This is a genomic window from Flavobacterium sp. MDT1-60 (genome assembly GCF_014844035.1).
Taxonomy (GTDB): domain Bacteria; phylum Bacteroidota; class Bacteroidia; order Flavobacteriales; family Flavobacteriaceae; genus Flavobacterium.
In genome coordinates this window covers 4,854,079-4,869,994 of the sequence record NZ_CP062159.1, presented here as the reverse complement: position 1 = coordinate 4,869,994, position 15,916 = coordinate 4,854,079, and the positions used below count along the sequence as shown (strand labels likewise).

Below are 15,916 nucleotides of genomic sequence, written 5' to 3'. Positions count from 1 at the left end.
CTGAAATTAAGATTTCTAAGACATACTATTAAAGAGATAAATAAATTATAATGCCTGAAAAATTACATCAAGATATAAAACTTTTTTTACAAGGTAAGCCTTCCATAAAAGGAGAAGAAATATGGAATAAGTGGTACGATGACCAAAAAGATATTTTTGACCCAACTCTGATTATTGAATCTGACCGTTCGAAACTAAAAAAAGAAATCAGACAAATAAAGAAATCAGAAAAGGTGTTTTTTCTTCAGAACAGAAATTGGGCTATGGCTGCTTCTCTGTTATTATTAATGGGTTTGTCTTTTTTTGTTTATCAATCATCTATAAACACGATAACGAAACAATACGCTACGAAGCCGGGAGAACACGCTAAAATAATGTTGAGTGATGGAACTAAAATTTGGTTGAATGCCGGAAGCCGTTTAAAATATCCTGCCAAATTTAAAGGAGATACACGAGAAGTTTATTTAACCGGTGAAGCCTTTTTTGATGTTGCCAAAGACAAAAAACATCCTTTTATTATTCATACTGATAAAATGGATACCAAAGTTTTAGGAACGAGCTTTAATGTTCAGGCTTATCCGGATCATGCTACGCAGGAAGTTTCGGTTTTAACCGGACGAGTAAATGTGAAATCGACTGTTACAGAAGAGAATGTGTATGTAACTCCGGGCCAGAAAGTGGTTTTTAAATCGAAAAGTAACAAACTGAAGGCCTTTACTGATATTCCTGTGAATTCTATTTCGTTATGGCGAAAAAACATCATTGTTTTTGAAGATGCTCCTTTACCGGAAGTCATTGCAACAATTAATCGCAATTATAATGTTACGATCGCAATTGGAAACAAGAATTTAAACAATCTAAAAATAAGTGCCTATTTCAAAGAACTTCCTGTCGAACAGGTTGTTGCTTTGGTATGCAATATTATAAATGCTGATTATAAACTGGAATCGGGAACTTACACCATACGATAACTTTTTAAAATCAAACGAATCAATCTACGTAGAAAACCAATCATAATCAAGAACAATTAAAACTCAAAAACATGACTAAAAAACAAATGCGGTATGTCGTAAACTGTCAGAGCATTAAAAAATCCCTATTGACCAAAGCACTTCTTTTTGTGGCTTTATTTTTTATCGGATTAACTGCAAAAGCAGGCAGTGTAGATATAGGCAAAAGAGTTACCTTAAAAGTAGAAAATGAAAGTATCAGGAATGTTTTTCAGAAGATAGAAAAACAAATTGATGTACATTTTATGTACGAAACGAATCAGGTTAATACCAATCAAAAAATTAGTTTAAAACTGAATAATGTTACACTAGAGCAGGCACTAGATAAAATATGCAGCAATTTTTTCCTGAAATATGAAATTGTAAGCAATAATATTGTGATCAAAAAAAGCCAAAAAGTTTCGAATGCCGATCAAAATAAAATCAGCATTTCAGGAACCGTTTATGGCGGTAATGACGGAATGCCGTTGCCAGGCGTAGGGATTAAAGATAAAGGTTCTGATGCAGCAGCAACAACAGATTTTGATGGAACTTTTAAGATTGAAATCAACGCATCTGAGGCCATATTGGTTTTTTCGTATGTTGGTTATGTTGATCAGGAGGTTAAAGTAACGCAAGCGGATAAAAACATCACAATCAAATTAGTAGCCGATATGAAACAACTGCAGGAAGTTGTAGTTATGGGTTATGGAAGTGTAAAAAAGAGTGAAGTTTTAGGATCTGTAGGATCTGTTTCTATGAAGGAAACTTCGAGCAGGACATACAACAGCGCCGCTGAATTACTGCAAGGGACTGTTGCCGGTGTTACGGTGCTTAGTAATGGTGGTGACCCAACGGCTGAACCAACAATTAATATTCGTGGTATTGGTTCTTTGAATGCTGAAACACCATTAATTGTTTTGGACGGAATTATTTACAGTGGTTCTTTGAATACCTTAAATCCAAATGATATTGCTTCGATAAGTGTTTTGAAAGATGCGGCTTCTGCAGCCATTTACGGAGCAAGAGCTTCTGGAGGTGTAATTTTAATTACGTCTAAAAAAGGAGTTTCTGAGAAAGTTAATATAAATGTAAATTATCAGGGAGGTTTCCAGAATGTAGCCAAAAAACTAGATGTTCTTAACGCTGCTGAATATGCTGATGCTATGAACTTAGCGAGAGACAATGCAGGTATGCCAAGAATTCCTGCTTTTGATCCTGCATTTGAACCAACGGCGAGAACTACAAAAACAAACTGGATGGATGAAATTTTCCATACAGGAGAAATTCAGGATTTGTCCCTTTCTATAAACGGTAAAACAGAAAAATCTAATTTCTTTGTTTCAGGAAGTTATAGAAAAAACGAAGGGATTTTATTAAATACTTTTGGTGAGCGTTATACGGCAAGAGCAAACTCTTATTTTAAATTAGCGCCAAATTTTACAATTGGAGAAAATTTATCCTATTCGTTAACTAACGGTCAGAGCGCCAATACATCAAGTGGTTATACAGGAGCAATTTTGGCAGCCATTTTTTATCCGCCAAATGCAACAATATATAGAGAAGATGGTTCAGGACGATTTGGTGGGGTTCCGGAAAAATATATTGGTTCTTATGGAGATGTTATCAATCCTGTTGCTTATTTGAAAAGACTGGATAACAGAAATCCTGTGTCTACTATTTTGATCAATCCTTATGCAGAATGGGAAATTATCAAAGGTTTGAAAGTAAAAACAAACTGGGGTTATACCAGAATCCAGGATAATGCAAAAGATTTTGCAGTAAAAATTACAGAGCCGGGAAAAATATTTGACTTTAACCGATTAACGCAAAAGTCACTTACAACTACAGATTTATTAGGAGAACAAACAATTTCTTACGAAAAATCTTTAGGGAAACACAATTTCAAAGCTTTAGCAGGATATACCTATCAGGAAACAAAAAGAGAATTTTATACGATCGAAGGAACAGGTTTTGATAACGAAGATCCATCGCAACGTTATTTGCTAAATGCGAAATTAATTCAGCAAACGGCAGCAGGATTATCTGACGAAATTATTTCATCTTATGTTGGAAGGTTAAATTACGATTTTAATCAAAAATATTTATTCTCAGGAATCGTTCGTCGTGACGGAACTTCAAAACTTTTGTCAGATAATCGCTGGAAAGTTTATCCCTCTGTTTCTGCAGGATGGCTAATTTCTGAAGAAGAATTTATGAAAAACATCAGCCCAATCATTAGCAATTTAAAACTGCGCGCAAGCTGGGGACAAATAGGAAATTTAGGAAATCTTGGACCATACCAATTTAGTGTTCCATTGAATCAGACTCAGGCTTTAATTGGTTCAACTCCGGTAATTAATTATGGTTATGCGGAAGGTGAATTATCAAATCCTAACTTAAAATGGGAAAGTTCAGAGCAGACAAACATTGGTGTGGATTTTACAATGTTCAACAATACCCTTACAGGATCTGTAGATGCATACGTAAAGAAGAACAAAGACATGTTGGTTCGTGATCAGCTTCCGGGTGTTTCAGGAACTCCGCAAGGTCGAATTGTAAACTCTGGAGATGTTGAAAACAAAGGTATTGAAGCTAGTTTGACGTATCAAAAAACACGTGGAGAATTTAAGTTTGATGTAACGGCAAATGCTGCATTTTTAAGTAACAAAATTGTTTCTATTAAAGATGGTTTAACTTCTCTTGAACCTTTAAACATTAGCCGCGTTCGTAGTTTGCCTTTAGCCAACATTTATCAGGTTGGAAGTCCTGTTGGTGCTTATTATGGATATGCTACAGACGGATTATTTCAAAGTAATGCCGAAGCAAAAGCATATGTAAACACTTCTGGTGCAGTATATCAGCCAAATGCAGTTGCCGGAGATATTAAATTTAAAGATGTAAACGGAGATGGTGTAATTAATAACAGCGATAGAGTAATACTTGGAAATCCGTTTCCAAAAACAACTTACAGCTTAAATGCCAACTTTAGATATAAAGGCTTTGACATGAATATCTTTTTTAATGCAGTAGCAGGAAATAAGATTTTTAATGCCGTAAAATATACAGGTCTAAACGCTTCTTTCCCTGGATATAATTTATTGGCCGATTCTAAAAATGCATGGTCGCCAACAAATACGGATACCAATATTCCGGTTCTTTCCTCGACAGATAATAACAATAACTTCGGGAGAATCTCTGATTTTTATATCGAAGATGCTTCATTCATAAGATTAAAAAATGTTTCGATTGGTTATACTGTTAAGGAAAATTGGCTGAACGGAAAAGCAAAACTTAGATTCTTTATTTCAGGACAAAATTTATTTACAATTACTAATTACTCCGGAATGGATCCTGAAGTTGGACTTAGCAACTTTGGTCTGGACTTAGGAAAATATCCACTTTCCCGTATTTATATGACGGGTGTAAATGCAACTTTTTAAAAAATATAAAACAAATAAAATGAAAAATTTAAGTCTTTTATTATTGAGTTTTGTGCTTTTACTGGGCACTTCGGCTTGCGAAAGTGAACTTGATGTAGTTCCGCAAGGAGCACCGTCAAGCGGAAATTTCTGGAAAACACCGGCTGATGCAAAAGCAGGGGTAAATGCAATTTATGCCTTGTATTCTGATGATAATATGTACGGACGTGGTTTTTTCTGGCTAAATAATGCAAGCGACGATATAGGAACCAAACCAAGACAAAATGCAGAGCGTATCAAGAATTTTATTGTTGATGGAGCCGAGTCTGATACTAAAGATATCTGGAGATTGCACTACGAAGTAATGAAACGTTGTAATGATGTGATTCGTAATATTCCGAAGATTTCTTTAGATGAAAAAACGAAAAATATGATGCTGGGCGAAGCATACTTCAATCATGCGGTAATGCATTTAGAATTAGCGTATCATTATGGAGACGACCGTGCCGGAATCCCAATTCAGGACAGAGAAGATCCAACAAATGTATACGTGCCACGTGCTAAAAATGTGGCTGAAAACTATGCTTATATCGCTGCAGATTTAGTTAAAGCTGCCGATTTATTGCCGTATTTTAATGAGCTTACACCTGACAATTACGGGCGTGCTCATAAAACTGCAGCCTGGGGATATTTAGTGCGCACGTATTTGTATGCAAAAGATTGGGACAATGCTATTAAATACGCCAATATGATTGTTAATAGTGGAAAACACAAGTTGTTGGATAATTTTGAAGATGTGTTTAAAATTAAAAACAATTGGTCTACAGAATATATTTGGTCTGTAACTTCAAGTGCCGAAAATACAGGTTTAGGTTCTATTTTTCCGGGAGTTTGTCTAGAAGATAAAGGTTGGGGAGTTTACAACGGTTGGGGAAATTTTTATCCTACTAAAGAATTGTTTGATACTTATGATCCAACAGATAAAAGACGCAGCGCTACTATTTTGCAAAAAGGAGATAAGTTCCTGTATTTTGGTGAATTAGTGACTTTTAACGAAGGTAAATATATTGTAAGCTCTAGTAACAGAACGGGTTATCAGTTTAAGAAATATATGGAGCCATTCGGTTACCCAAAAACAACTTCGGGAGGAATTGATATTCGTTATGTAAATGCAAACGGAGATAAACCTTCGACAGCTTTAAATTTACCTCTTTTGCGTTACGCCGATGTGATTTTGATGTTGGCAGAAGCCAAATTAATGAAAGGTTTAAGTGCTGACACAGAAATAAATATGATTCGTAATCGTGCTGGTTTACCAAGTATTTCGGGAGCAACATTGACTGATTTAAAAAGAGAAAGACGTTGCGAATTGGCTGGTGAATGGACAGATCGTCATTTCGATTTAGTACGTTGGGGCGATGCTCAGGCGACTTACGCAAAACCTTTACACCATTATAACGGAAGCGTGATTTATCCTGCCCGTAATTTTAATCCTGCAATTCACCATGTTTGGCCAATACCACCAGATGAAATTGCAGTTAGTAAAGGAGCCCTTACGCAAAATAAAGGCTGGTAGTTTGTAGTTTCAGTTTATTTGTTTTGTTTTTTTACGCTGCAAGCTTAGTTGTGGGCTTGCAGTTGTAAAAAAAACGGCAAATGATTTTATATAAAATAGGCCAGTCTTTTTTACGGAAAAGGCTGGTTTATATATTTTTAACCACAGATTAATGGGGTTAAAATGATTTTAATTCTGAGTTAATAATACAGTAAGTCCCGGAGGGACGTTATATTTATAGAAATTTAATTTGTGATAAAAAGAACGCGAACCCCGTCGGGGTGACATAGATATCGCTCTTCTGGAGCTTTAATGCGGGAAAATCTATAATTGCTATAAGTATTGCGCTCTCGCTGGAGCTTTAATAATGAAATTACAGAGAAAGTCACTACAATGTTGTCATTTCGACCGAAGGGAGAAATGACAAATATTATACGTTAAAAAAATAAAACCCCATTTACAATGAAAAAATTAATAGTCCTTTTTTGCCTTCATTTCTTCCTGTTTGCACAAGCACAGGAATACAGTTCTACAAATATTCATTCTCATAATGATTATGATTATGCGGGTAAGCTTCCTTTTTATGAAGCTTATTCTAATGAGACCGGCGTTATCGAAGCCGATGTTTTTATAGTAAATAACGATTTGCCAGTTGCGCATAGTTCAAAGGAAATTACGACTTACAACACGCTTAGAAGCTTGTATCTAGATCCTTTAGCCAATAAACTAAAGAATTTAGGAGGTAAAGCATATCCTGACAATAAACCTTTAATTTTAATGATCGATATTAAGTCAGACGCTGATGCAACCCTGAAATTAATTGTGCAGCAATTAAAAACATATCCAGATCTTATTTCGAACAAAAATCTAAAAGTGGTTATTTCAGGAAACAGACCTTCTCCGGCAAACTGGAAGGATTATCCTGAATTTATTTATTTTGACGGAAGACTGAACGAAAATTATACTTCAGAGCAATTATCCCGTGTCGAAATGATTAGCGAGGATTTAAAAGAAATTACAGTTTGGAATGGCAAAGGTGTAATGACACAAACTGATTCCGAAAAAGTGAAAGCCATCATTAAAAAAGTTCACGATCAGAATAAAAAAATCAGATTCTGGGGAACTCAGGATAATGTAAATACGTGGATGACTTTGATGACTTTAAAAGTGGATTATATAGCTACGGATAATGTTCCGACACTAACACAATTCATCAGTAGTATAAAAACAACTTTTTATCAAAATACCGAGTTTCATCAGGCTTATGTACCTAAAAATGGATCGTCATTTTCTAAAAAGAAACCTAAAAATGTAATTTTATTAATTGGCGACGGAATGGGGCTTACTCAAATTTATGCAGGTTATACGGCAAATAAAGGGCAGTTAAGTTTATTTAATATTCCAACGCAGGGACTTTCTATAACCAAATCTTCGGATAGTTATATTACGGATTCGGCTGCCGGTGCAACGGCAATGGCAACGGGACATAAAACCAATAATAGATTTATTAGTGTTGATGAAAACGGAAAGCGATTGGAGTTAATTACACAACAACTGGCGAAGAAAAATTATAAAACGGCCATTATTTCAGCAGGAAATATTACCGATGCTACTCCGGCTGCTTTTTATGCCCATCAACCAGAGAGAAGTTATAATGAACCTATAGCTCAGGATTTTTTAGCAAATCCGTCAGATATTTTGATTGGAGGAGGACCAAAGGAGTTTTATTCAAGAAAAGATGGTAAAGATTTGTCTAAAATTTTAATTGAAAAAGGGTATACTTTTTCGGATAAATTTAGCAGTCTTGACACGATCAAAAATGCTAAATTTATTGTTTTAGACGATGCTTCGGTAGTTTCTATGAAAGCAGGAAGAGGTGAATTTTTAACTAAATCTTTGGCGAAAGCCACCAGTACTTTCTCAAAGTCTAAAAATCCGTTTTTCATAATGGCTGAAGGTGCACAAATCGATTATGGCGGACATCAAAATAATGTAGAATATGTGGTACGCGAAATGCTGGATTTTGATAAAGTTGTTGGACAAGCAATGGAATTTGTAGACAAAAACCCGGAAACACTTTTAATTGTTACAGCCGATCACGAAACAGGTGGACTTTCCTTAATCGACGGAAATATAGAAAAAGGATATGTACATGGAAGTTTTAGTACAAACGATCATACGGCCGTTTCCGTTCCGGTTTTTGCTTATGGACCGGGAGCTCAAAATTTTATGGGTGTTTACCAAAACATAGAAATTTATACTAAAATACTAGAAGTTCTTTTTGCAAAGTAATTATAGAGTTCTATAGTATCCAGATATATACCCAACCTTTAATGAATAATCAAGGTTTAAAGAGACATTGATTTCCGTTCGAGTTTATTAATGAATATCTGGATGATGTTTTTTGAAAGGTATGCCAAAAAGAAAAAGCCTTTAAACACTAGTGTTTAAAGGCTTTTTCTTTTAAAGTTTCTTTTGAAATTTCTACTGGTGGAGAGAGAGGTTTCGATGCCTTTATTTTGAGCCCGGTAATCACGGGCTTTTACAAGCTTTTCTAAGATCAGATACACCAGTATAAAGTGAAGTAAACAATCAGCTATTCCCATTTTGTTCAAAATTTTAAACTCCTGTTTTTTTTTCAGAATTACACTACGACTTCATAAAAGCAGTTGATATGAAGCATTCTCCATTTTTTTTTAATAGAAGTAATCGTTTTGATTTATGGATTGTAGGGTTATGTAAATACATCATTTGTCGCACATAATGCTTCAAATGTTCTACCCTGATGGCTCAAGGGAAAACTACATTTACCATCTTGAATTTACTGATTTCATGTAAATGAGCTTGTAAAATTATAGTATGCAAAATAAATTATAATCTACTATCAACTACATGATTCAATAACGCTACAAAAAACTAAAAAACTATGATGAAAAGACAAATTAAGAAATATGCATTTTTGCTGCTAATCGTTTTTGGAAATGGATATGCGCAATCAAAAAAACATCTGGATGTCAATAAGCCAATTGAAGACCGGATTTCACTTTTGATGAAAGAAATGACATTAGAAGAAAAGGTAGGGCAAATGAATCAATACAATGGTTCATGGGATGTTACGGGGCCAAAACCAGAATCAGGTTCTAATGAAGAAAAATACAATAATATAAAGAAAGGACTGGTAGGTTCTATGCTGAGCATAAGAGGCGTTAAAGAAGTAAGAGCCGTACAAAAAATAGCTGTTGAAGAGACCCGTCTTGGAATTCCGTTAATTTTTGGTTTTGACGTTATACATGGCTATAAAACACTCAGCCCTATTCCACTGGCAGAAGCTGCAAGTTGGGATCTGGAAGCCATTAAAAATTCGGCGCGTGTTGCTGCTGTTGAAGCTTCTGCTTCCGGATTAAACTGGACTTTTGCACCTAATGTAGATATCTCTAATGATGCAAGATGGGGACGAGTAATGGAAGGTGCCGGAGAAGATCCTTATCTGGGCAGTAAAATTGCTACCGCCCGGGTTAACGGTTTTCAAGGTGAGAGTTTAAGTGCTAATACGGCTATTATTGCCTGCGCCAAACATTTTGCGGGTTATGGTTTTGTAGAAGCAGGCAGGGAGTATAATAGTGTCGACATGAGTAATTCTAAGCTGTACAATAGTGTATTACCACCTTTTAAAGCGGCAGTCGATGCCGGAATTCGTACTTTCATGAATTCATTTAATACATTAAACGGAGTACCCGCAACCGGAAATAGCTTTTTGCAAAGGGATATTTTAAAAGGGGCCTGGAAATTTAATGGTTTTGTGGTTTCTGATTGGGCTTCTATAGCCGAAATGATTACCCACGGTTACGCAGCAGATGGAGCCGATGCAGCTCAAAAAGCTGCTATTGCTGGTTCTGACATGGATATGGAATCAAATGTGTATGTAACAGAATTAGCTCAGCTGGTAAAAAAAGGAGTAGTAAAAGAAAGTGTGATCGACGATGCCGTTCGCAGAATTCTTAGAGTAAAATTTGAATTAGGTTTGTTTGATAATCCATACAAATATTGTGATGAAGCCCGTGAAAAATCAAGTATTGGAAATAAGGCCAATAATGATGCTGTTCTGGATATGGCCAAAAAATCAATTGTTCTGTTGAAGAATACTCTTCCACAGGGGAGGAATGAAAAACTGTTGCCATTAAAAAAAGAAGGAGTAAAAATCGCTTTAATTGGTGCTTTGGCAAATGATAAAACCAGTCCACTCGGAAGTTGGAGAATTGCCGCTGATGATAATACAGCAATATCGGTTCTTGAAGGAATGCAGCAATATAAAAACAATACTTTAGTTTATGAAAAAGGAACTGATGTGGCTCTAAATAAACAGGTATTTGTTGATGAAGTAAAGATTAATACAACTGATTTTTCCGGATTTGAAGCCGCTAAAAAAGCCGCAAAACAAGCGGATGTTGTGGTAATGGTTTTAGGTGAAATTGGTTTTCAAAGTGGAGAAGGACGTAGTAGAACTGAATTAGGTCTGCCTGGTAATCAGCAGCAATTATTAGAGGAAGTCTACAAAGCAAATCCTAATGTTATTTTGGTTTTAAACAATGGGCGTCCGCTTGCATTACCGTGGGCAGCAGAAAATATCCCTGCTATTGTTGAAGCCTGGCAGTTAGGCACCCAATCCGGAAATGCAATTGCACAGGTTTTGTACGGAGATTACAACCCAAGTGGTAAGCTGACAATGTCATTCCCAAGAAACGTAGGGCAGTGCCCAATTTATTACAATTTATACAATACAGGAAGACCAACCAATAAAGATCAAAATGCTTTTTGGTCGCATTATATTGATGTCGAAAAAACACCATTATATCCGTTTGGTTATGGATTAAGCTATACTTCTTTTGAGTATAAAAATCTGAAATTAGCAAAAACCTCCTTCCAGAAAGGAGAGAAAATTGAACTAACTGTAGATGTTACCAATACCGGAAATGTTGATGGCAAAGAAGTAGTTCAATTGTATGTAAATGATGTTGCTGCCAGTGTGGTAAGGCCAGTTAAAGAATTAAAAGGTTTTGAGCTGATTGCATTAAAAAAAGGAGAAACTAAAACCGTTCAGTTTACTTTAACAGATAAAGAGCTTGGATTTTATGACAACAATGGTGAATTTTTAACAGAATCCGGTCTGTTTAATGTTATGGTCGGCTGGAATTCTAATGAAGGACTTACCAGTAAATTTGAACTAAAATAAATGCTGAAGAACTTAAAAACAAGAAGATACGCTTCAGAATTTTAATTTATCAGTAAGCAATTTACAGCCTGAGTACGATTAATCCTTATGAGGTCCTTAATCTGCTCAGGTTTTTAGCAATATGGTAAATCTGGATAAAAAAAGTAAGTGTTCTGTTTAGTTTTATTAATATTGTTTTAGATATGATTAAATAAAACCAGTTATAAATTTTATTTCAAATAGAATTGATAAATATTAAATGTAAATGAAAAATATCAAATATATTCTTCTGTGCTGTTTTGGGCTTATAAATTGTTTGTTTTCTCAGGATAAATTTGAAAACTACCAATTTAGAAGCATACAGGAAACAACTTCAAAAAGGGCTATTTCTTCTATTATTCAGGATAACAATGGTTTTATTTGGATTGGTACAAACGGCGCAGGTTTATATCGATATGACGGGGTAAATTATTTTGGATACAAACATGATAAAAAACCAGGTTCAGTAAACAGTAACTTTGTTTATGCCACTTTTATTGATTCTAAAAATAACTTATGGATTGGTACAGATGAAGGCTTGTGTTTATACAACCGAAATCTGGATAATTTTACCAGAATTAATATTCAGGATGCAATTGTAAAAGGTTATGAGCAGCCAATTACTATAAAAACAATTATTGAGGATAATAACGGCGACCTCATCTTAGGGGCTTATGGTTTTGGAATATTTAAACTTAATATAAAAACCCTAAAAGCTTCTTTAGTTCACTCAAAGGTCCTTGAAAAACCAAATTTTTTAATAAAATGTTCAGTAAAAAATAAGCAGGGAATTATTTATTTAGGAACCAATTATGGCCTTTTAGAGATCGATCTAAATGGAAAAGTGAAGCAGGTTTATAAAGACAAGTTTAAAAGAGAACCTTTATTAGACGATATAGAAAATCTTGTTATAGATAAATTTGGGTATTTATGGCTTGGAACCACTGAAAATGGGTTGATAAAAATTAAACCTGAAACGGATAACTATCAATTTGAGAATTTTTTTATTACTAAAAACAAAATCTTATCTATTATACAAAGCAGTCACGATTATATACTTTGCGGTACTGAAAATGACGGTTTATTAGTTGTAAATTATAAAGGAGAAGTACTGCAAAAATATTTGCACAGTAAATACAATAATTTCAGTTTAAAATCGAATTCCGTTTGGTCATTGTACGAAGACAAGGAAAAAAGACTATGGTTAGGTTATTTCAATAAAGGGCTTGGTGTATTTGATAAGCCTGATAACAAATTTAATTCACTTGAGTCACTTGTGAATAATGATAATTCCTTACAGACTAGCTATGTAACTTCAGTTATAAAAGATAAAAAAGGCAATCTCTTAATAAGTAATGAAGGAGGAGGACTTGATATTTATAATCTTACTGATAAAAGTTATATCCACGTTAACAAAAATAACCAAAATTACTATTCCGGCCTGGATGCTGTTGATATTCAGACCATATTTATAGATAGTAAGCAAAATATCTGGGTAGGAAGCTGGGATCGCGGAATCTATTTTTTGAAAAGTGGAACTACCAGATTCACAAACTACAATACGACAAATACGCCGGGATTAAAATCAAATCGGATTTTTAGTTTTTCTGAAGATTCAAAAGGCCGAATTTGGATTGGAACCTTCATAAAAGGACTTCATTATTTTGACAATAAGAACAGCACATTTGTGCATTGTAACACTAAACCCTTTGCAGATAACGCTTTAGATGAGGCTTTTATTCGTAAAGTTTTTGTAGACTCTGATAATATTTTGTGGGTCGGAACAATCTTAGGATTATATCAGGTAAACTTAAATACCGACTCCGGTTTTAGAGTGATAAATATGCGGGATGAAATGTTCAGGGATAAGACGAAGTATAACAGTATTCAGACTATTTTATCAATTTATGAGTCCAATGATAAAAAAATATGGATAGGGACAGATGGTGAAGGACTGTTTAGTTACAATAAAAAAAATAAGATATTTTCTAATTATGATGATTTTCCAGGTTTTGAAGAAAAATCAGTTCGCGCTATCATTTCTGATAACAATGGATCTTTATGGATAAGCGGTGGATCGGGACTAACAAAACTTGATTTTAAAAACAAACAAAGTACCAATTTTAATAAAGATGACGGTCTTATTGATAACGATTTTAATAATAATGCGGTCTTTAAAGATGGAAATGGTGAACTGTATTTTGGTGGTTACGAGGGAGTAAACTATTTTAATCCGAACGAGATCAAAAAAGCAGAAAAAGCACCAAGGTTATATTTCAGTGATTTCAAATTATTCAATAAATCCGTAAAACCAAATGAAGAAGCTTCGCCGTTAACCAAAGTAATTTCTCAGACAAAAGAAATTATTCTCAATCACGCACAATCCGTTTTTACGATCGAATATGTGGGGATAAACTATAATTATTCTAAAAAAAACCAATATGCCTACTACCTTGAAGGTTTTGAAAAAGACTGGAATTATGTAGGGAATAACAGAACAGCTACCTACACAAACCTGGAGCCCGGTAATTATGTTTTTAAAGTAAAATCAGCCAATGCAGATGGTTCCTGGAGCAATGTTCAGTTAGAATTAAAAATAAAAATCCTGCCTCCCTGGTGGAAAACCTTTTGGGCTTATTTAATATACGCCTCTATTGTAGTTTTCCTGATTATATATCTCAACAAGATTTATCAAAATCGTTTTAAAGCCAGACAGGCCATAATTTTAGAAAGAGAAAAAACGATTCAGTTAGAGAAACTAAATAATAAGAAATTACAGTTTTTTACTAATATTTCGCATGAATTTAGAACACCACTAACCCTGATTATTAATCCGCTGGAAGATATTTTAAGAAGTAAGAACGTATCGCGTGACATACATAATAAATTAAAAATCGTACATAAAAGCTCAGACAGGCTTTCAAGGCTTATCAATGAGCTTATGGATTTTAATAAATTAGAGTTTAACAAAATTTTCCTTCAGGTTAAAAAAATTGAAGTGATCGCATTTGTAAAAGAAATTATCGGCTATTTTGATGAGGAAGCTGCTGCGAGAAACATAACTATTGATTTTGAATCATCACCTGAAGAGCTTGAAGATTGGTTAGATCCTAAAATGCTTGAAAAAATAATATTTAATATCATTTCAAATGCTTTCAAATTTACCCCCGATAATGGCTTTATCGCTATTGCTGTAGATAAATTAGATCAGGATAATGCATTAATAATTAATGGAAGTAAAGTTCCATCCTTTTCAATAACAATTACAGATACAGGTTCAGGAATCCACAAAGAGGATTTGAAAAGAATTTTTGATAGATTTTATCAGGTCAATAACCTAAATAAAGATTACTACGGAAGTACAGGAATTGGCTTAGAGGTGGTAAAAGAATTTGTTGAGTTGCATAAAGGAAAGATTGATGTTGAAAGTAAACCGGGAGAGGGAACAAAATTCATGGTCACATTTCCTTTGGGCAAATCTTTTTATAAGGAAAATGAAATAGTTGATGAGGTTTTTGAGATAGAAAAAAATAAAAATAAATTCTTGTTTGAATCTAATAAAAAGCAAACGGATGATGAAGAGATTACTAATGAGCCAACGATAGAGGTTGTAGAAGAAACTGCAAAAGCATATACTGTTCTGATTGTGGAGGATAATCTTGAATTAAGAAATTATTTGAAACAGGAACTGAGTAAATCCTATAAAGTCATTACGGCCGAAAACGGTAAAAAAGGCTACGAACTTGCCGTTCAGAAATTACCGGACATCATAATCACAGATGTTATTATGCCCGTAATGGACGGTTTGCAATTGTGTAAAAATATAAAGGGAGATTTAAAAACAAGTCATATTCCGTTATTAATGCTCTCTGCAAAAGCAATGGTAAATGACAGGCTTGAAGGAATAGATTCTGGTGCAGATATGTATTTGAGCAAACCATTTGAATTGGATATTTTAAAATCCAGTCTGGCGCAGCTTATTACAAGCAGGCAAATAATGTTTAAGAAATTTTATACAGGTATCACAAAAGACGGGAAAGAAAAAACAACATCCTTAGACAATGATTTCATTCAAAAAATTCTTCATTTTATAAATGAAAATCTAAGTGAATCTGACTTAAGTGTAGAGTTGCTTTCTTCTAAAGTTTTCCTGAGCAGGAGTCAATTGTATCGAAAAATAAAAACACTAACCGGTGTATCGGTAAATGAATTTATTAGAAATGTTCGATTAGAAAAAGCAAAGCAATTGCTCGAACAAGGCAATAAGAATGTTAATATCAATGAGATTAGTTATAAAGTAGGATTTACATCGCCTTCCTATTTCGCCAAATGCTATAAAATTAAATACGGGCATCTTCCTACACAGGAAATAACGGGAAAAGAGTAAAGAGTAAAGAGTAAAGAGTAAAGAGTAAAGAGTAAAGAGTAAAGAGTAAAGAGTAAAGAAGCCCACTAAGGGTCAATGTAATTTTAGAGAGCCCCGATTTTTAAGTCGGGGCTTTTTTTTGTCAGACTATTACCTGAAAATTTTTGTTTTTGAATTTTATTAAAACTTGCGTTTTTAATAAAAATACTACAATATATTTTTTTAAAATATATTTTTATTGCCCATTTTTTGGTAATGCTTCAGTGATGGTTTTACGGGTTTAAGTTGGTTTTTCACGAATACAGGGGGGTGAGATGTTGTTTTTGCATCAAATGG

The 15,916-nt window shown here is 34.2% G+C and carries 6 protein-coding genes; all 6 read left to right on the top strand.

What is annotated here, in order from left to right:
* Positions 1 to 50: 50 nt before the first annotated feature.
* The 6 genes from IHE43_RS20505 to IHE43_RS20480 all read left to right on the top strand — a co-directional run bounded on the left by IHE43_RS20505 (position 51) and on the right by IHE43_RS20480 (position 15,601).
* Positions 51 to 971 (top strand): FecR family protein, encoded by a 921-nt coding sequence (locus IHE43_RS20505; RefSeq protein WP_192185633.1) that lies wholly within the window; start codon positions 51 to 53, stop codon positions 969 to 971.
* Between the two features lie 71 nt (positions 972 to 1,042).
* The gene (locus IHE43_RS20500; protein WP_192185632.1) at positions 1,043 to 4,432 is read left to right on the top strand and encodes a SusC/RagA family TonB-linked outer membrane protein; all 3,390 of its coding nucleotides are present in this window, start codon (positions 1,043 to 1,045) and stop codon (positions 4,430 to 4,432) included.
* A gap of 19 nt (positions 4,433 to 4,451) precedes the next feature.
* Positions 4,452 to 5,987 (top strand): RagB/SusD family nutrient uptake outer membrane protein, encoded by a 1,536-nt coding sequence (locus IHE43_RS20495; RefSeq protein WP_192185631.1) that lies wholly within the window; start codon positions 4,452 to 4,454, stop codon positions 5,985 to 5,987.
* A gap of 441 nt (positions 5,988 to 6,428) precedes the next feature.
* Entirely contained in the window at positions 6,429 to 8,258 is a 1,830-nt protein-coding gene (locus IHE43_RS20490; protein ID WP_192185630.1) for an alkaline phosphatase, read from the top strand.
* A 637-nt stretch (positions 8,259 to 8,895) separates the two neighbouring features.
* Complete coding sequence (bglX, locus tag IHE43_RS20485) at positions 8,896 to 11,196, top strand: beta-glucosidase BglX (protein WP_192188264.1); 2,301 nt, start codon at positions 8,896 to 8,898, stop codon at positions 11,194 to 11,196.
* 244 nt (positions 11,197 to 11,440) lie between these two features.
* Positions 11,441 to 15,601: a two-component regulator propeller domain-containing protein gene (locus IHE43_RS20480; RefSeq protein ID WP_192185629.1), complete on the top strand. Its 4,161-nt coding sequence runs from the start codon at positions 11,441 to 11,443 to the stop codon at positions 15,599 to 15,601.
* The last annotated feature ends 315 nt before the right edge of the window (positions 15,602 to 15,916 follow it).